Raw genomic sequence first — 20321 nt, 5'->3', positions numbered from 1 at the left:
GTGAGGAGCGCCGTCCGCCTGTTGCTGCCGTCTTTTCTTTTTTTCACAGCGCTTTTCCCCCTCTCCGTATCCTTGGATCCACGATCCCGTACAAAAGATTTGCCGCCGTGTTCCCGGCAAATACAATGGCCGCACTGATAATCGTAATTCCCAGGAGAAGAGATACGTCACTCCCCAGCCCGGCCGCGATTGCAGCCTGTCCCAGACCTGGATAGGAAAAGACCTGTTCCACCAGAACAGAGCCTCCGAAAATTTCACTGACAGCCGCAAACTGCAGTGTCAATGCAGGCAGCGCCACATTCCGGACCCCATGTCTAAAGATGATGGAAGCCTCTGAATCCCCTCTTGCCCGTGCAAAAAGAACGTAGTCGCTCTCCATCACTTCTACCATCTTTTCCCTTGTCTGAAGAGCAATATTGGAAATTCCCGTAAGGCTCAGGCTGCCGCCGGCAGAACCGCATGGGCGATCTTCTCTCCAATACCGGCTTCTGCCGCGCTGCTGCCGATCGGCACGCTTAAACCGATCGGCAGGATTTTCAGCCATACGGCAAAGATCATCAGCAGGACCATCGCCAGCCAGAATGCAGGCGTACTCGCCATGACAAGAGAATACCCCGTCACAAATCGATCGGCAGCGCTCCCCGCTTCCGGCCGGCCAGATCCCCAGGATAAAGCCTCCGGCTCCTGACAATAGCCAAGCCGCAGCCATGAGCCAGATTGAATTGGAAAGCTTTTCGCCGATCACTTCTGCTACAGGCCTGCGGTACAGCAGAGAAACTCCCATATCGCCGCGCAGGAAATCCCCGGCCCAGGTAAAAAAGCGCTCTGCAACAGGCGTATTTACGCCCCAGTATTCTTCCAGCCGTTCTACTTGCTCCCTGCTCATGGAGCCAAGAGCCGCCTGGCCGACATTTGTTTTCAGAGGATCAATCGGTGAAATAGACAGCAGAAAAAACGCCGCTATACTGACCAGTACGAGAAGAACCGCCATCCTGGCCACCTGTTTTCCTGCAAACACCACATATTTCCTTTTCCAGCTATCCGTTTCCCACCGCATAATCACCTTTGCACCTCTTTTTGTTATTTTCGACAAGGCAGTCGTCTGAGCGATACTCCCCTGGCTTTGGAGACTGCCCCGTGGTCAAATACGCTTAGCCAGGCTACGGAGCATCTGATTCCCAACTCCACTGGTCGACATTATTGACGATTGACCATCCGTGTCCGTGCGGATGAAGTTTTTGCTCCGCCACCTTCAGTCCGCTTCTGGACCAGTACAGGTGATCAATATTCACCAGCCATATCCATGGAATATCCCCTTCCTGGCTGACTCCTGTTGCGCCGTCCCACTGTGCCTTCCTCCAAAGCTCATATGATTCTTCCAGATTGCTGCTTCTGAGCGCCTCATCCATATATCCGTCCACCGACTCATTCCTGTAAGGAGAGTACTGGGCATAGGATGTGCCTGCTTCCCCTGCTGAATGATAGATATTGTAGAGTTCCATCGGCGTATGGGCTCCCCAGCCCCACATAAGCGGTTCCGACTGAGCTCTGTCGTAAGCCGTATCCCAGTCCACGCCTTCCGGCTGAACATCGATGCCGATTTCCTTCAGCTGGTTCGCCGTATCGGCTGCCAGCGCCTGACGTACGGAATCGCTGGCCGGATAAAGCATATGAAATGCCGCTTTCTTTCCCTCTTTTTCCCTGTAACCGTCAGCCCCCATCTTCCAGCCTGCCTTGTCCAGCAGCCGTTCCGCCTCTTCCCGGTCATATCCGGTTTCGCATTCCGGATTATACCAGGGCATCTTGTCGCAGACACTGTATGCGGCCGTTCCATATCCGTTCAATACATTCTGAATCATCTCCTCCCGGTCGATTGCCATGTTAATCGCACGGCGCACGATGACATCACAGGTGAAATCATTGCCCAGAGGGATGCCGTCTTCATTTATTTCTCCTGACGGTATGGCCGGGAGGTTAAAACCACGATTGTCTACCGTAGGAAATGCCAGAAGCTCATATCCATCTGCCGTCTGATCCGCGTACGTGGCAGCTGTATATGCAAGATCCGCTTTCCCGGCTTTTACGGCAGCAAACGCCGCATCCTCTTCCATGAACAGAATAACGACCCTCTTCATCTCCGGCTCTTCCCCGTAATAATCAGGATTTGCCTCCAGAATCACCTGCTGCCCCTTATCCCACTGTTTGAGTTTATATCTGCCGGAGCCGATCGGACTGCTTCCATAATCCGGCCCATATGCATGTTCCGGAATAATTCCCGTAATCGCCATAGTATACGGCCAGATCGAATACGGCCTGTTCATATAAAATTCCACCGTCGTTTCATCCACAGCCTTCGCTTCCCTCAGCATGGTAAAGTCATTGACGGAGCTGGTATCACGAAGGATATTGTATGTAAAAGCCACGTCCTCCGCCGTAAGTTTTTCCCCGTCCGTAAAATTCGCGTCATCGCGGATCGTTACGGTCCAGACCATCCCGTCTTCGCTTGCTTTCATATCCGTAGCCAGATCGTAGCCGATCGTTAAGTCGGGAGCCGTAACTGTAAGGGTGCTCTGAATCAGCGGCTCATGCACATGTTCTCCCGCTCCCCATCCGTAAGCAGGGTCGAATCCGGCTTCCGGCTCCGAAGTTGGCCCCATAACCACAATCACGCTGTCTCTGGCGCCCTCCTGCTCCGCAGCTGTCACATCTGTTTCCCTCACCGCCGTATTCCCTTTTTTTCCACACGCGCCAAGCTTCCTGCCATGCAGAGTGCCAAAGCCGCGGCACTAATCTTTTTCCACAATCCTCTTCTCATCGTTCATTCTCCTTCACGCCGCCGTTCCCCGCAAAACCTTGTCCTTCCACTGGACGCACGTTCTGCAAAAGAACAAAAAGTACCCGAAAAGCGGCTGTCCTTCTGAACTGCCAACGCCTTCCTGGCACTTTAATTCCCATTTTATCCGTTATATTTATAATGAAATGATGATTCTTCTGAATCCGATATCAGCTTCTGCCGAAAATTGGTTTTATTATATCGGAATTCCACATTTCCGTCAAGTGATGATATCTGAATTTCTCCATAGCCGGGGCGGACAAATTTTCCTTATTTTTCAGAACCATCGGAGTGGTTAAGATGAGAGCAGCATGGCCCCATAATTCCCACAAAATCCTTCACTGCCTGCGGCAGGTACTTTTCTATGATATAAAAAGCAGGCGTCCTCTGTCCGTCAGGGACAAAAGACGCCTGCAGAACCGGCCGGGCCGTATGGCCGGGCCGCAGCAGATATGCTTTAAATATCTTTAATTTTCTTCCGGTGTATGCCATTTCCAGTCACGGATTTCCGGCATATCCAGTCCTACTTCACTGATATACTGCTTGTGCTCCACAAGTTTGTCATTCATCTTCTGTACGAGGTAAGAACCGCGGTTTCCAAGCTGAGGCAGGTGGGTCAGAACATCCTTTACAAGGTGGAACCGGTCAATTTCATTCTGCACACGCATATCAAATGGTGTTGTAATCGTACCTTCTTCCAGATAGCCATGAACAGACAGGTTTCTGTTTCTGCGCTCATATGTCAGTTCATGAATCAGCGTCGGGTATCCGTGGAATGCAAAGATGATCGGTTTGTCCTTGGTAAACAGGGCGTCATACTCTTCATCGGTCAGTCCGTGCGGATGCTTGCTGTGAGATTCCAGCTTCATCAGATCGACAACATTGACTACGCGGATCTTGATTTCCGGCATGGCGTCACGGAGAATCGTTACAGCCGCCAGCGTTTCCAGAGTCGGCGTGTCACCGCAGCAGGCCATAACCACATCCGGTTCCTGTCCCTGGTCATTGCTCGCCCATTCCCATATGCCGACTCCCTGGGTACAGTGCTTAACCGCCTGTTCCATGGTCAGCCACTGCTGACGCGGATGCTTGGATGTCACGAGAACATTGACGTAATTTTTGCTCCGGATGCAGTGGTCAAAGCTGGACAGAAGGCAGTTGGTATCAGGCGGCAGGTACATGCGCACAACGTCTGCTTTTTTATTAGCAATGTGGTCCAGGAAGCCGGGGTCCTGATGAGTAAAGCCGTTGTGGTCCTGCTGCCATACGTTGGAGGACAGAATCAGGTTCAGGGAAGCAATTTTCTGTCTCCATGGAAGCTGATTGCACACCTTCAGCCACTTTGCATGCTGGGCAGCCATGGAATCCACGATACGGATAAAGGCCTCATAGCTTGCGAAGAATCCATGACGTCCTGTCAGCAGATATCCTTCCAGCCATCCTTCGCACATATGCTCGCTCAGCATACTGTCCATCACTCGTCCGTCGTTTGCAAGGAACTCATCATTGTCATAAAGGTCTTCGTTCCAGTCGCGGTTTGTAGCTTCAAAAACTTTTCCAAGGCGGTTGGACATCGTTTCATCTGGTCCGAAAATACGGAAATTTTTACTCTCTGCATTCAGTTTGAAGATATCGCGGACAAATCCTCCCAGTTCGATCATATCCTGCGCTTCGACGCTTCCAGGTTTCGGAACATCGATTCCATACTGTCGGAAATCAGGAAGGCGCAGGTCACGGAGAAGCAGACCGCCGTTTGCGTGTGGATTAGCTGCGATCCGATGGTCTCCGTCAGGAGTAAGGGCTTCCAGTTCAGGAATCAGGCGGCCGTTTTCATCGAACAGTTCCTCCGGGTGATAGCTCTCAAGCCACTGCTTCAGGAGGTCCAGATGTTCCGGCTCTTCCATAGTCATCGGCACCTGATGTGCGCGGAAGGTTCCTTCAATCTGTTTGCCGTCCACTACCTTCGGTCCTGTCCATCCCTTCGGCGTCCGAAGCACGATCATCGGCCATGCAGGACGTTCCGTGCAGCCCTCTTCTCTGGCTTTTCTCTGGATTTCCTTAATCTCTTCAATTACCGTATCCAAAGTTTCCGCCATTTTCCGATGCATCTCCATCGGCTCACAGCCTTCTACAAAATATGGTTTCCAACCGCAGCCCTTAAAGAAACATTCCACCTCTTCATGTGACATACGCGCGAAAATCGTCGGGTTGCTGATTTTATATCCGTTTAAATGCAGGATCGGCAGAACAGCGCCGTCATTTGCAGGATTTAAAAATTTATTGCTCTGCCAGGAGGTTGCCAGCGGACCAGTTTCCGCCTCACCGTCGCCGACTACACAGGCTGCTATTAAATCAGGATTATCCAGAACAGCTCCGAACGAATGGGCAATGGAATATCCAAGTTCGCCGCCCTCATTGATGGAGCCTGGAGTTTCCGGCGCTACATGGCTGGAAATTCCGCCCGGGAATGAAAACTGTTTGAACAGCTTCTTCATGCCTTCTTCGTCACGGCTGATATTCGGATATACTTCACTGTATGTACCTTCCAGATAAGCGTTCGCTACGAAGAAGTTTCCGCCGTGACCTGGTCCTGAAATCAGAATCATGTCCTGATCATATTTTTTAATCGCACGGTTCAGATGGGTGTAAACGAAATTCTGTCCTGGCACGGTACCCCAATGGCCGACGATTTTTTTCTTTACATGTTCCATCGTAAGCGGCTCTTTCAAAAGCGGGTTGTCCAGCAGATAAAGCTGACCTGCTGCAAGATAGTTTGCCGCATTCCAATAGCGGTTCATCTTTTCCAGATACTGGTCGGTAAGCGGCTGCTTTTCTTCACAGATGTTTGTATTCATTCATGTCCTCCTTTAGTTGTTCAGATAAGGCCATTCGCTGAGGGTGTTGCAAAAGTCGTGTCTGCCCTGTCACAATATCAGATTCCGTTCCAGGCGGCAGCCAAGTCACTCCATCTGGTGTTGATGGCAGCGCTATATTGCTTTTTTTCAACATCCTGCCTTATCCATATCATTTCCCGTTATTTTATTAACGATACGAGTATAAAACATTGTTAAAATAACGTCAATGTCAATATTTCATAGAGTTTTTTTATCCTTCGTACTTTTTCTTGGCAAAATGACAATCCATATCATTTTTTACATACAATATCGCAGAAATCTATTATAATTATGAATATAATTACTAAATACATTTTATATAAATTTTTTCTTTCATCAATACAAATTTTCACAGACAAAAGGGCCTCAATTATAAAATGAAATGAGAATTCCAGAAAAAGTCAAAGAAAATGCCCTCGATATCAGCTTGCAGTTCCCCAGGTTTTTGCCTTGGAACACAATCTGATATCGAGGGCATATTTTATGTGACTTTCACGACTCCCTTTGTCTGTAGTTTATGGCTCTCCAGGTCCCTTTGCCTGCGAAGGTGTACTGCCGGTCTGACCGGATCCCGTCTGGTCTGCTCCTGTCTGATCTGATCCATCCTGACCTTCTCCTGCCTGTCCTGCTTCTTCCATCTGCTTGCAGACGCCGTCGGCTCCCGCCTGATATTTTACGCCGTCCAGTTCCAGAACCGTATTGACCGCAAGTGCCCCGCTTCCGCTGAAATAATACCGGCTGCCGCTGATTTCCTGCCAGCCTGTAACCATGGCTCCTGATTCGCTCAGATAATACCTGGATCCGCCGATGTCCTGCCAGCCTGTCTGCATCTTACCGTCTGCGTTCATGTAATACCACGTTCCGTTAATGTCCTGCCAGCCCGTCTGCAGCTCACCGCTGCTGTTCAGATAATACCAGGAACCGTCGATCTGTTTCCAGTCCGTAACCATCGCTCCCGACGGCCGGAAGTAATATTTCTTTCCGTCAATCTCCTGCCAGCCTGCCGCCATGGCTCCTGACGTTCCCAGATAATATCTGGACCCGCCGATGTCCTGCCAGCCTGTCTGCATCTTACCGTCCGCGTTCATGTAATACCACGTTCCGTTAATGTCCTGCCAGCCTGTCTGCATGCGGCCTTCCCGATCTAAGTAGTACCACGTATTGTCCACGTCTCTCCAGCCTGTCGCCATGGCTCCCGACGGTTTGAAATAGTATCGGCTGCCATCCAGTTCTTTCCAGCCGGAGGCCATGGTGCCTGACGGCTCCAGGTAATAGGTCTCACCCTGAATTTCTTTCCATCCTGTCTGCATACGGCCTTCACCATCCAGATAATACCATGCATTGTCCACGTCTCTCCAGCCTGTCGCCATGGCCCCTGACGGTTTGAAGTAATACCAGCTGCCGTCAAACTGCTTCCAGCCTGTCGCCATTTTTCCGGAGTTCTCATCCAGATAGTACGTTCCTTCCGGGAAAGTCGTCCAGCCCCTGGATGGATTCCCCTCGGCATTCATATAATACCATCCGTCTCCGTCATCGATCCATGCAGATTTCTGCATCTGATAGTCTTTATAATAATAGGTGCTTTTGCCTATGGTTCTCCAGGTATCTGCAGGGATTACCTCTGAAAAATCCTTGTACAGAAAGTCAATGTCCACGTTTCCGTTAATTCCTTCAATAGAACCGGTACTGGTAGCCTGCCACATAGAAGGATCTCCAAATGTATGCATGATATTATATCTGGCAACCCATATATCATAATCAATTGCTGATAAATCGATTTTATTCTTCAGCCAGTATTCATTTGCATACACCATCGGATGATAGCCGGCCGCTTCAATCTTCCGGCAGAATGCATTGATAACCTCACTGACCTGAGACGGACTCAGCGTTCCGAGCGTACCCGCATCTTCTGCGTCAAAAGCTACCGGATAGGAGATCGGATAATCCTTGATCAGATTCAAAATAAAGTCGGCTTCCGCTTCCGCCATCTCCACCGATGTGGCGTAGGAATAAATATATGCCCCCAGCTTGATGCCTTCCCTGTGAGCCGCTTCTGCATTGTTCCTGAAGCGTGGGTCCACATCCCCCTTGTATCTCGTTCCCAGCATGACAAAAGAAACGTCGTCGGCCGCCACCCGTTTCCAGTCAATCTCCTGCTGCCAGTGGGACACATCAATTCCTCTGGCAATCGCTCTGGAAATGACCGTTCCGTCCGCCATCTGGTAGCTGCCTCCTACTTTTTCCCACTCCTGTGCATAAGCGGTTGCCGGAAACGCACACGCAGATATCCCGATCAGCCCCGCCAATGCGCAGGCCGCAATTCTTCTCACGTATTTCATAATCCCCTGTCATTCCTTTCTCTTAAATCGTATCCTCTGAAATCCTGTCCTCTTTATCTATATCTTCTCATAAATAACCGTCAGTTACAGTTTAACAGACTCCCCCCGGTGTAAGTCAATATCTAAATCCTGACAATTATATAAACCTTTTATTACAGCCATATCCCTGCCGGGCTGTTCCCGCCCATACCTGCTGCAGCTGCCTGTTGTTTCCTTCTATACAGCAAAACGGCTTCAGCGGGAAATGCTCCCCGCTAAAGCGTTTTGTATGCCGCGTGCTGCGATTTCATTTACATCTTGGATTCGATGAATGCGATAATCTCTTTCCGCTTCAAAACCGACAGCTTATAAGTTTTTCCGTCTTTTGTTGACACCTTTACGCCTGTTGGAAGAAATGGAATCAGCGGCCCTACATTGCAGGCCTTTACAGACTCTATATCAGTATATGGAATGTCCACTGCTGCTATAAAACCGCCGCGAAAAATGATTCTCTCATTTGTAAACCAGTATTTTCCTGTCTTCTGGCTGTAAAAACAGAATGACTTTTCCCAGTAATCGCCTTTTATCTCCTTCTCAACGCTCTCACCTTCACGCAATTCCAATGTATCTGCCATGATATGGCCCCCTTTTATGTATTTTAAGCGATGATATTGTAACACATAATCTCTGAAAAGGAAAGTCTGAAATTCTGCTTAATGGTTCAGATACAGCCGGAGGTGCTTCAGAAGAGGCGTGATAATCAGAAGGTACACAACGGACGTGACCGCAGCCGTCACATACCGCAGGGTCAGAGAACCAAACACATACACCCAGGAGTAATACCCGTACAGCTTGCTGTCAATGTACATGGCTGCCGTATTCATGGCCGTCACAACCAATGCGCTGAACAGGATGATAAACACCGTCTGTCCGTTATTCAGCCGGTAACTGTAATGGCGGGCATATGCGCCGATCATAAGCCCTCTTACACCGGCCGGGAGGATCCACAGCAGAGTCGTAGCCGTAACTCCATATCGCAGAAACTGGTCCAGAAAGCTTCCCAGAAGGCCGATCTCCATGCCGGATACAGGGCCGAAAAGCAGGCCTCCTATGATGATCGGAAGGCCGGAGAGAGTAATTTTCATATTTGCCAGGTTCAGCGAAACATAGCTGAGCATAACATACATGGCGATAAACAGCGCATTCAAAACCAACTTTTTTGTTTTCATAATAAAAACTCCTTTCATGAATGGCATTGCCACATAAAAGAAGTCTTCATAATTTTATGTGGCAGCGGGATGCAGCCGCTGCACAGCGCATGATCCTCCTATGGCGGACCACACTACGTCCGGTGAACAACTCCCCGTCTCACCGGCACATAACTCACAACGGCTTACTCTGCCTTGTATAATAGTTTGCTCGATTATATCTCTCTTTCGTTGGAAATGCAACTAGACTTTTCAGATATGCCTCATCATCCTCTTCGCCAGAAAGGAAAGGAGAATCATGGCGGCACATATAATCAGGATCGGAGCATAGAGGACCGAGCGAAATTTTTCAAACACAAATCCATAGACCAGCTGTCCGGCCGGTGCGGCGCATTGGGAAACGGCCATGGTAATCGCCATGACTTTACCCAGGTAATCATCCGGCGTTTCTTTCTGTATTTTTGTCAGTACAAAAATAGAAATCGCAGTCATAGCCATGGCAATCGGAATGGAACAGCTCAGGAAAAGAATGTATCCGATATACATTCCCGAACCGGCCGCTGACGGCGAGACTGACAGGGCAATCGGCAGGATGAGAACTGCAATGCCCGCGATCCAGCTGTGCAGTGTTCTCATCTCCATCTTTTTTGCCGCAATCCCCACGAGCAGGGCTCCTAAAATTGTAGCGAAATTAATCGCCCCCATTCCCGCTCCGTACATAGCGTCCGTGCTGTTCATCGCTACTTTCAGAATTACCGGCGCTCCTACCACAAAGAGCGGCGTCAGGATCATATTGAGCAGGGCTGCAAGTATAACGGAGCGCATGACGAGCGGTTTCTTTACAGCATACATAAATCCGGCCTTCAAATCCTTCACTATGGACAAAACCACGTGATCCGTCCACTCTCTTCTGATAAACGGTATATGGATGAACAGTTCTAATACAGCTGAACAGAAAAATGATATACCGCTGATAAGAACCAGCGTCTTTACACCGACTATCCCGTATAAAACGCCTCCGATTACAGGTGCTGCTACATTGGAAAGAGCCTGCACTCCGTTGACCGCTCCGTTGGCCGCTTCCAGCCTGTTTTCATCCACCAGCAGCGGGATGCTGGATGTGACGGCAGGCATATACATGGCACTGATGGCTGAAAGCAGAATCATGAGCGTACCTGTAAGAGGAACGGACATCCCGCCGCCTGATAAAAATATATAGTAAACAAGAATGAAGGCGCTGCTCATGAAATCGAAAATCACCATCAGATTTCTCCTGTTGAAGCGGTCGGCGACCGCCCCGCCCAGGGGCGAGATCAGCATTGGTATATTGGATACGGCATACAGAGCGGCATAGATATCCGCCCTACCCGTAATATCCAGAATGTAAAGAGAAAGAGCAAACCGCAGAAGGGATGATCCCAGAATGGAAACGATCTGTCCAGCAACCATCAGGCAGAAATTCCTTCTTTTTCCGCCCCTTTCTCCGATTCCACTTCTTTTTATTCCTTTCGCATCGATCTCCTGAATCCTCACTCCCTGGCTGCCAGCAGTTCTCTCATACATTCGAAGCTTCCCCTTTCCGCACCAAGCAGGATTTCCATAGATGATAGAAAAGCTTCCATTTTTTCAGCCATAACATCCGGCCCCCACGAAACCACGGCCGGATCGAACAGAACCTGGCCGGAGGATATCAGTATCTCCATCACTTCCTGGGGGTAATCCGTATGAAATATGCCTTCATCAATTCCCTGCCTCACAGCCTCTGCCAGAATGGGAGATAGGCATAGAATGGACTGAACAATGCTCTTCTGATGAATTTCCGCATTACACGGACAGTGAAACTGCTCCAGCATCTGATCCTTCCTGTCTCCGTTCACAGGCTGCTGCACCTGTATGATTCCACAGATTTTCTGTACAGGCGTCAATGTGCTGTCCTTTACAATCTGCTCCGCCTTCCTTACGTCTTCCAGAACAATCCGCTCAATCATCGCATCCATAACTTCTTCTTTTGACTTAAAATAATAATAAAAAGTGCCTTTGGCAATTCCTACTGCATTCAGGATATCCACGACCGTAGATTTCTGGTAACCCTTTTGGGTAAAAAGCCGTTCTGCAGCGTCCAGAATTTCGTTTCTTCTCTCTTCCGCTTCCTTTACGGTTCTCATAAGATCAACCTCTTTTCTATATAGACCGACCGTCGTCTATAAGCATATTATAGGGAAACGATCTGCTTTTGTCAACTGTTATTTTTCTGCAATAAATAAAAAAGAGGCTTCCCGGTCTGCCATCTGGTGCAGACCGAAAAACCTTAAAATTGCTGGACCTATAAATGAACGCTTTACGGCGTTTCCGAGGTGGCAGCACGCCGTAATAATCAGACGATCATATTTACTACCTCACTGAAATTCTTTTTGCCGAAATGCACGTCTTTATCATCGATTACCATGCATGGCACGCTCATAATCCGGTACGCGCTCTTCAGCTCAGGGTAATGCTGAAGATCGATCATTTCCGCAGTGACGTGTTCTGACACGGCGGCCGCCTTCTGAGCTGCCATGACAGCTTCCGGGCACATGGTGCAGGACAAGGATACCATAATTTTGATGTTGACGTCTCTGTCCAGCCTTTCTAAACGCGCTTTCGCATCCTCGTCCACATCCTGTCCCGGCCCGGCTACATTATAGAGCGCGATAATAAATGAATTGAATTCGTGCCCGCCCGGAACCCCGTGAAACTGGATTCCGCTGCTTCTTCCGTCTTCATAGCAGATTTCCATGGACGGCAGAAGCCTTCCGTTTCGTTCCTCTTGTTTATCGGCGCGCACACAGGATACCTTTTCCGTAAGGCCGCCCAGTTCTTCCAGGAAACCTCCGATCTCACCGGAAACAGGACCGTCGTCCAGCCACGCCTTTACAATCACCCTGTTTTGGAATTTTTCGAATACACTTCCCAGCTGGCCCTTAATTTCTGCGCTTATAAAGCCGCCGCTCTCACTGCCCACGCCTGCCTCTTCTCTATGCTGCGGTCTGCTTTTTCCTGCACCTGCCGCCCGTTTCACCTCAAATTCCGGCAGGTCCAGCCTTTCATGAAGCTCCGATACATATTTCTCCAGGGATGTAGCGGCAGTAGCTCCATCGGAAACGGCCGTAACCACCTGGCGCAGGTCCTTCACGCATACGTCTCCGGCGGCATATACTCCGTCCAGATTTGTCTTCCGTCTCTCATCCGTCACGATGTAGCCCTGCTCATTCTTTTTCACCGCCGCGGGAATCCATGCCGTATTCGGCACATATCCTGCAAATACGAAGACTCCAAATCCTCCGTCTTCGCCCGCTTCATATGTCCACTCTTCCCCTGTCTGATTGTCGGCGAATCTGGCAAAGGATACCATTCCGTCCCCTTTGACTTCCTTGATCTCCGTGTGAAATTTCACGGTGATCTTATCATGAGCGGCAACCTGATCCGCCACTGTTTTTGCACAGGTAAAATCCTCTTCTCTGACGATCATGTTCACCTTTCTCGCATATTTGGTGAGGAATATACCTTCTTCTACGGCTGCAAACCCACCTCCGATCACGAATACTTCCATTCCTGAAAAGAATTCTCCGTCGCATGTGGCGCAATAAGCAACACCGCGTCCCTGAAATTCCTTTTCTCCTTTAAAGCCAAGCTTTCTCGGATTTGCTCCAACTGCCAGCACCACGCCGAGGGCATTATACACGCCGCTCGTCGTATGAAGCACTTTGATGTCCTTCTCCAGCTCCATATCCAGCACTTCTGCGGCGGCAAATTCCGCGCCAAAACTCTCCGCCTGTATTTTCATATTATCTGTCAGTTCTTTTCCGCTGGTCCGTTCCACCCCTGGATAATTGACAATTTCCGACGTAATTGTAATCTGTCCGCCGATCTTTTCTTTTTCCAGCACAAGCACGCGATACTTCGCCCTGGCCATATAGATGGCGCATGAAAGTCCGGCCGGACCGGCACCGACGATTACCACATCATACAAATTCTCTCTGCTCTCCATACTGCCTCCTTTTCCTGTCTAAAAAATGAGGGCGCTGCAGAAGTAAAACCAGATCTTGTCCGCTTCCTTCTTTTGCAGCACCCTCTATACCTGATTAAAGCAATCCGACGAGATCCAGGCTTGGCTTCAGAGTTTCAGCGCCTGGCTGCCATTTCGCCGGGCACACCTGATCGCCGTGCTCAGCTACGAACTGTGATGCCTGTACGCGGCGGAACAGTTCCTCCGCATTTCTTCCCACATTACCTGCAATCACCTCGTATGCAACTATTTTTCCTTCCGGATTCACGATAAAGCTTCCTCTTTCAGCCAGTCCGTCCGCCTCGATCATGACCTCGAAATCGCGCGCCAGCTTTCCTGTCGGATCTGCCAGCATCGGATACTGGATCTTCTGAATTGTTTTTGATACGTCATGCCATGCCTTGTGGACGAAGTGAGTATCACAGGATACGCTGTAAATCTCACATCCTATTTTTTTGAATTCTTCATATTTGTCTGCCAGGTCTTCCAACTCTGTCGGGCATACAAATGTAAAGTCTGCCGGATAAAAGAAGAACACGGACCATTTTCCCAGGATATCCTTTCTGGATACTTCTTTAAAGTTGCCGTCCGCATATGCCTGCACTGTAAATTCACTTACTTCTTTGTTGATTAATGACATCAGTTTATACCTCCATAATCGATTAATAGTGAACTGTCGCGTTATCATTATCGTTAGTCTTAACTAACTTTCTATATAATAACATCGCACAATCTCCGAGTCAATAGATTAATAATGATAATTATTATCTTTTTAGTCATGATTTTGTATACTGCTCTTAAAATGGCAGAGATTCCATATTTATACATATGCCTTAGAGATGCAAACAGAGGGTGTTGCAAAAGTCGAATCCGCATTGCCGCCGATACCAGATTTCGTTCCAGGCGGTGGCCAAGTCACTACATCTGGTATCGGCGGCAATGCTCTATTCCTTTTTGCAACATCCTCTGTTATACCTTTATCCTCTCAGCAACTTCTTTACCAGTTGCAAGACGTATATCGTCACGGCATATAATCATGCTGTCTCTTCCATGGTGCAGAACGTTGATCGTACTGCCCGCCTTCACTTCTGCCAAAGACTGCATACAGCACCTCCTGACCAAAATTGACCCGTACTGTTATCTTTTCCGAAAAATCTTTGTATTATTCTTCTTATTATTAAGAGTCGCAGACGATCGATTACTGATTTCCCTTTCCGTCATTCCTAAGAATATTTTCTAATACATGGTACAGATACTGAATATTCACCGGCTTTGGAACGAAGCCATTCATTCCTGCGTTCATTGCGGCATCCACGTCTTCCTGGAAGGAATTGGCCGTCATTGCCACGATCGGGATCGTTTGCGCCTGAGGATGTACTCCCGCACGGATTTCCTTTGCCGCTTCCAATCCCGTTTTTATGGGCATCTGAATGTCCATGAGAATCAGCTGATAATATCCGTCTTTGCTCTCCGCAAAGGAATGAACCGCTTCCTGTCCGTTTCGTGCAACTTCTACAATGGCTCCCTGTATCTCCAGCAATTCTGTTGCAATTTCTGCGTTCAACGTATTGTCTTCTGCCAGCAGCACGCGAATTCCGTTAAAATCATATGTTTTGTCCGGATCGTTTGCTTCCCGGTCCTGTTCGTCCCTGCCGCAGCCTTCCGCTGCTTCCGTCGTGCATAGCTCAATCTCAAGCTGGAAGGCGAATTCTGTTCCTTCTCCCAGCGCACTTTTAATGGAGATTTCACCGCCCATCTTATCTACAATACTCCTGCAGATCGCAAGTCCAAGTCCCGTTCCTGCGCTCTTCGAAACGCTCGTTCCCGTCTGTTCAAACGCTTCAAATATTCGTTCCTGATTCTCCGGTGCAATTCCGATACCGTTATCCCATACGGCAAAAGAAATCTCAGCTGTTCCTTCGCTGCAGGAACGCTCATGAATTTCCAGTCCGATTCTGCCTCCATCCGAGGTGAATTTTACTGCATTCGCCAGCAGGTTTAGAAGCACCTGCTTCAGGTGGATGGAATCCGACACAAACCAATTGTGCTTCAATTCGATTTGGAATGTACATTCGATGTTCTTCTGTTCCGCCTGAGCCCTGATAATATTTTCAACCTCGTTCAGCATAGCAGACATATCGAATTTTTCATGGGAAATGGACATCTTGTCATTTTCAATCCTGGACATATCAAGAATATCATTGATCAGGGAGAGCAGGTATTCGGACGAAGACTGAATTTTCTGCAGATATCCCTGAACCTTCGGCGATGCTTCTCCGGAGATCGCCGCCAAACTCGATAATCCCACAATGGCGTTCATCGGCGTTCTGATCTCATGAGACATTTTCGAAAGGAAATTGCTCTTGGCCTGGCTGGCTGCTTCAGCTTTGCGCAGTTCCTCTGCCATTATCGTTCTTCGTATCTTTGCTCTTGCTCCCAGTGCAATGATCACAATAATCAGAAGAAGGAACACTGCCAGTACGCTGATCACTTCGATCGGGTTGGAATACAGGAGCGTCTGGAGTGTCAGCGGTTCCGTTGCAGCAGAAATAGCATTCTGATTTTCTATTTTTTCTTTCTGCTCGACAGTGAGATTGCCCAGCGCCTTATTCATAATTTTCAATAACGGGACCGAAGCTGGCCTTGGTAGCGCAAACGCCACCTCGCTCTCATTTTCATTTAATGAGAAAATGGTTACACCCGTTATGCGGCGGCTTTGTATTGCCCGTTCAAGGGATGATGAAATTCCGTACATGTAATCTGCTTTCCCTCTGTTTACTGCATCAATTCCATCTTCCACATTTTCACAGTACATGACCTGGTCCGCCATAACCGTATCAGGCAGTTTTCTCCCGTTCAGCACAGCCGCCGTCAGTCCCTCAGACGGATACGTCACCGATTTATTTTTTACAATTACGTTGTCAAAAGATACATATGGCAGAGTCAGGGCCAGTCCCTTCTCCGCAGCAAATTCTTCCTGATCAATAAAGCAGCCAGCCATATCAGCGCTTCCGTCCTCTACCAGCTGCAGCATTTCCTCATAAGAATCTGCCAAAACATAAGTAAATTTAAGCCCGGTCGCTGCCTCGATCTCATTCAGTAGATCCGGGATGATACCACTATGTGCATCCTCGTCTTCCATGCAGTAGAACGGATGGAATTTGCGTACGACCGCCACCCGAATCTCTTTTGTCTGACGTATAAATTCAAGTTCTTCCTGTGTGTAGCTGATCTGAATGCTCTGGGAATCTGCCAGATGCTTTCTATAGTTCTTTTCTATGAAGTCCGGCATACAGTCCATAATCTGCCCCAGAGCATAGTTTAGCCCGTCCAGCACTTCCTTATTGCCTTTTGTCGTAGCAAAGTAGTAGGGCTGAGCCTGGAATTCTGCCGCAATCCGGAATTTACCGTCGGCTTCCATATCATTTCCCAGCAGAAGATCAACCTCGCCGCTTTCCAGATAATAATGCAGGGTTTCATCGATCATGTCTTCCTTGTCATAATACACAAATCCGCAATCGATATGATTAAACTCCAGATATCGTTTCAGGCGCTGTATTTTCTCCGTTGCATTTGCATACACGCCAATCCGCTTTCCCTGAAGGGATTCTATATCTTTATCACGGATACTTCTGTCATCCCTGCGGGCAAACAGAACTCCATAATTATACCCCATGTTGTAATCCGGATAATCATAGAGCTTTCTCAGGCTATCGTCATAAAACATACCGCCCATCAGGTCGATTTCGCCGGAGGCCAGCAGCTCTACAATCGCATCATTGTCGCATTCCACAAATTCATATTTCCAGTTGGTATATTTCGAAATTTCATTCAGATAGTCGATGATCAGTCCGCTGTAATGACCATTTTCGTCCTTTTCACTAAAATTTTTTACCTGAGTAAAACCCACTTTAACAATCCGGGACTCTGTTCCCTCATTTTCTTTTTCCTCATTCTGTATTTCCTGCCCATATACGGAAAATGCATATGTGCAAAGGCTCAGAGTAAGGATTAAAAAAACGACTACAGCTTGGAATCTGTACTTTCTGCTTCTAATGCTCACAACGGCTTTCTCCTTCTGTCTCAATATCAAAAATTGTAATCCGATCATTCTACTTCATTATATAGGGAATAGTGCTGGAGCACAAGCGATTATATTTTTTAATCAGCACTCGATATTCTGACTGCTGTTACAGCCGCCTTTTCTTTCTATTAAAAATCGTTTCAACCGCATTTTCTCCTGCGCATATACGGAGCTGCTCTTTCAATAAATTGACAGGACGGCCTTTTCTTCTTTTATATTTCCCCACCGTCACATGCCTTCTGTGAAAGCAGAAACTGTACCATCTTCTCTTCCTTCATTGGACGGGCATAATAATATCCCTGAATATACTGTACTCCTGAAGCAGAAATCATTTTCTGCTCCTCTTCCGTCTCCACTCCTTCCGCAACAACCAACAGGGAATTGATCCCCGCCATCTCCACAATGGACCGAAGCAGAGCATACTGCTTTGGATTGGTAAGAATCTGCTGCGTCAGAGACCGGTCAATCTTTATTACGTCTACCGGAAGGTTGGACAGGTAGTTCAGGCTGCTGTATCCCACGCCAAAATCGTCAAGCGCAATATGAATTCCCTGCTGTCTCAGCTTTTCCAGCGCCGCAGAAGCCCGAGCAATCGACTGAATGAGGATGCTCTCGGTAATTTCCAGAGTAATCCCGGTTGCATCAGCTCCTGACTGATGAATCAGTTCCAGCAGATGATCGGCGCTGTTGCCCACCAGAAGCTGCTGAACCGAAAGATTAATACTCATCCGTTTCAGTCCCAGCTCTTTCCCACGTGTATACATGAAGCGGCATGCCTCGTTCAGTACGTAATCTCCCAACTGTTCTACCATTCCGCTGCGCTCTGCCAGCGAAATGACCTGAAATGCTGAAAAATAGCCGCCTTTTCCGTCCGGCAGGCGCACCAGAGCTTCCGCAGCCGCATAAGTTCCCGTTTCCAGGTGCATAATGGCTGATACCACACTTCGAGAGACCGCTGCTGTATTCCTGATTTCAACCGCCGCAGAATATCCGCTTCCGTCCGTATTATTCTATCCAGACTGTGGCTGTAAACCATGATCTTTTGATTGGATTCCTTGGCAAAGCGCAGCGCTGTCTGGATGCGGTCGAGAAGCACCTCCGGGGTGTCTCCGTATGCCGGATACTCACACACCGCAATCCGCACCTGAAGGGCAAAGGAGGCGTTTCCTGCCGATACAGGATCGGAGAACAGCTGCTGCAGTCTGGCTGCAACTATTTCCTCGTTTTCTCCCGACATGGATATCCCAAGAAAAACGTCACCGTTAATCCTGTACAGATACGTTCCGAACGGGTGTGAAAGCCGCTGCAGAACCTCGCGGAGAATCTGATCCCCAATATCGGCGCTGAACAGTTCATTATACTGGCTGAATGAACAGATATCCACGCAGAAGAGGCGAAACCGCCGCTTCTGATCATAGGAAATCAGCATATTGGCATCTCTCAGATATTTTCTCCGATTGCCCACGTGGAACATCGGGTCCGTATAGGCCATCTGCTCTACCTGTTTACGGTACTGGTTGAATGTTTTAGACAGTTCCATCATTTCCAGATCCGTATACTCATCAAACACCACATCATTCTGACCCTCTATCAGCATTCGGCATTTTTCAGTCAGCATGCGCACGGGAGACTCTTTGGACTGGCGCATGTAATAATCCCGGATGACGGCGGCAATCTCTTCCGACGCCGTTCTGCCCTGACTGCATCGAATATATTGATATCGGGCGTTTAGAAAGCTCTTCTCTCCGTATAGACGAACCTTCATCAGGAGCTCCAGAGACAGGCCTTTGGCAAAATCCTCCTGCTGGTTATCATTCATGTCTTCACGGACGGCAACTGCGAAATGGCCGGAACCAAAGTATCCTGCAATAAACGGATTCTCAATAAATTCCTCCAAACGCCCCGGAATACTCTTCAGAAAAACTGCTTCCTCACTCAGACCGATCGCCTGGGAAACCTGACCGTATCCTTCAAAAACAAAATAAAAAAGAATGATCTGGCTGCCCGCGCCGGATTTCCATTGATCCAAAGCTTCTGTAAACCCCACCTGGTTATACAATCCGGTCTGACCGTCTTTCCGCTCATACTGCGTCAGAATACGCTTTTGGACGAACAGCTTATAAATGGAACAGGCAAGTAACAGGAGCAGAATAGCCGTCAATGAACAGATCACGGCTATCCCTGTATTATATGCAGAGCTGATCCATCCATTTGTCGGCTGAATGCTGAGGTTCCACTGTGTCGGCAGATAAAATGTCGTTTTGGCTGCATGGGAAAAGTCAATTCCATCCTGTGAAACAGCTACGACTTCCTTATTACCGTTCTGTGGATCCACACGCCAGAGCTCATAATCATATCCCTGATCAGCCAGATAATCCAGTCCAAACTGCTGCAGCACAAAATCACGGTCCAGCGCCACCACGACTTCTCCCAGATAAGCTCCGTTCCCTATAATCGGCTGAAGAAAAAGGAACACCTCCTGACTGTCGGTGTCCGATTCCATGATGACCGGGCCTTCCACTACGAGTTCTTTCACCACTTTTGCCATTGTATAAACGTATGAAAAATCCTTCAGATCATGACCCACCTGACTCCCATATCTATCCTTCGGCAGCGCAATGTCCATGATATCCCCATCAACCAAACAGACGTATCGTACCTCTTCTTTTTCCAGAAGGGGAGCCGCTGCCTTTTCAAACCATTCGTTATTTCCATCCTCCGCAGTGAGAGCCATCTGGGCGAGTGTATCCGCTTCATTCAGGTTTCCATGGAGCTGCAGCATAATATTGTCACTGTAAAAATGAAGAATCTGCTTCACTTCCCGCTGGCGAATATCCATAAAGGTGCTACGCAGCAGAACTCCGGTTACTGCCGTCAGAGCCAAAACGATCAGGATTACCAGGCAGTACAATATCTGCCGTTTTCTTTGCAGTTTCATA

At 48.4% G+C, this 20321-nt stretch carries 13 protein-coding genes, 1 pseudogene and 1 riboswitch; all 14 genes and pseudogenes read right to left on the bottom strand.

All coding sequences use genetic code 11. The features are described 5' to 3' along the window. Positions 1-43: 43 nt before the first annotated feature. The 14 genes and pseudogenes from DXA13_RS00670 to DXA13_RS00605 all read right to left on the bottom strand — a co-directional run bounded on the left by DXA13_RS00670 (position 44) and on the right by DXA13_RS00605 (position 20320). Positions 44-991, bottom strand: a pseudogene (locus DXA13_RS00670) (ABC transporter permease). A 169-nt stretch (positions 992-1160) separates the two neighbouring features. Further along, positions 1161-2720, bottom strand: coding sequence for an ABC transporter substrate-binding protein (locus DXA13_RS00665; protein WP_243008905.1), 1560 nt, complete (start codon positions 2718-2720; stop codon positions 1161-1163). 580 nt (positions 2721-3300) lie between these two features. Then, positions 3301-5688 carry a phosphoketolase family protein gene (locus tag DXA13_RS00655; protein WP_118241236.1) on the bottom strand — a complete coding sequence of 796 codons (2388 nt, stop codon included), beginning with the start codon at positions 5686-5688 and terminating at the stop codon, positions 3301-3303. Positions 5689-6242: 554 nt separating this feature from the next. Then, the gene (locus DXA13_RS00650; RefSeq protein ID WP_118241235.1) at positions 6243-8066 is read right to left on the bottom strand and encodes a GH25 family lysozyme; all 1824 of its coding nucleotides are present in this window, start codon (positions 8064-8066) and stop codon (positions 6243-6245) included. Between the two features lie 290 nt (positions 8067-8356). After that, positions 8357-8680 (bottom strand): PH domain-containing protein, encoded by a 324-nt coding sequence (locus DXA13_RS00645; RefSeq protein ID WP_118241234.1) that lies wholly within the window; start codon positions 8678-8680, stop codon positions 8357-8359. A 78-nt stretch (positions 8681-8758) separates the two neighbouring features. Next, positions 8759-9274: a folate family ECF transporter S component gene (locus DXA13_RS00640; RefSeq protein WP_181995476.1), complete on the bottom strand. Its 516-nt coding sequence runs from the start codon at positions 9272-9274 to the stop codon at positions 8759-8761. Between the two features lie 60 nt (positions 9275-9334). Beyond that, positions 9335-9448: riboswitch (THF riboswitch) on the bottom strand. A 57-nt stretch (positions 9449-9505) separates the two neighbouring features. Continuing rightward, complete coding sequence (locus DXA13_RS00635) at positions 9506-10816, bottom strand: MFS transporter (protein ID WP_118241232.1); 1311 nt, start codon at positions 10814-10816, stop codon at positions 9506-9508. After that, entirely contained in the window at positions 10783-11418 is a 636-nt protein-coding gene (locus DXA13_RS00630) for a TetR/AcrR family transcriptional regulator (protein WP_118241308.1), read from the bottom strand. The genes DXA13_RS00635 and DXA13_RS00630 overlap by 34 nt, the downstream gene beginning before the upstream one ends. Before the next feature lie 209 nt (positions 11419-11627). Continuing rightward, positions 11628-13280 carry an FAD-dependent oxidoreductase gene (locus tag DXA13_RS00625; RefSeq protein ID WP_118241231.1) on the bottom strand — a complete coding sequence of 551 codons (1653 nt, stop codon included), beginning with the start codon at positions 13278-13280 and terminating at the stop codon, positions 11628-11630. A 94-nt stretch (positions 13281-13374) separates the two neighbouring features. Further along, entirely contained in the window at positions 13375-13938 is a 564-nt protein-coding gene (gene ahpC / locus DXA13_RS00620; RefSeq protein ID WP_118241230.1) for an alkyl hydroperoxide reductase subunit C, read from the bottom strand. A gap of 329 nt (positions 13939-14267) precedes the next feature. Further along, positions 14268-14402: a hypothetical protein gene (locus DXA13_RS22245; protein ID WP_278287011.1), complete on the bottom strand. Its 135-nt coding sequence runs from the start codon at positions 14400-14402 to the stop codon at positions 14268-14270. A gap of 94 nt (positions 14403-14496) precedes the next feature. Next, positions 14497-17361, bottom strand: a complete 2865-nt coding sequence (locus tag DXA13_RS00610; RefSeq protein WP_181995475.1) for a transporter substrate-binding domain-containing protein — start codon at positions 17359-17361, stop codon at positions 14497-14499. A gap of 233 nt (positions 17362-17594) precedes the next feature. Next, positions 17595-18266: an EAL domain-containing protein gene (locus DXA13_RS21360; protein WP_243008904.1), complete on the bottom strand. Its 672-nt coding sequence runs from the start codon at positions 18264-18266 to the stop codon at positions 17595-17597. Continuing rightward, entirely contained in the window at positions 18188-20320 is a 2133-nt protein-coding gene (locus DXA13_RS00605; protein WP_243008903.1) for a GGDEF domain-containing protein, read from the bottom strand. Before DXA13_RS00605 ends, DXA13_RS21360 begins: the two co-directional genes overlap by 79 nt. Position 20321: the final 1 nt, after the last annotated feature.

The organism is Clostridium sp. AM58-1XD, assembly GCF_003464085.1.
Taxonomy (GTDB): Bacteria; Bacillota; Clostridia; order Lachnospirales; family Lachnospiraceae; genus Lachnoclostridium_A.
This window is presented reverse-complemented; position numbering and strand designations above follow the sequence as displayed.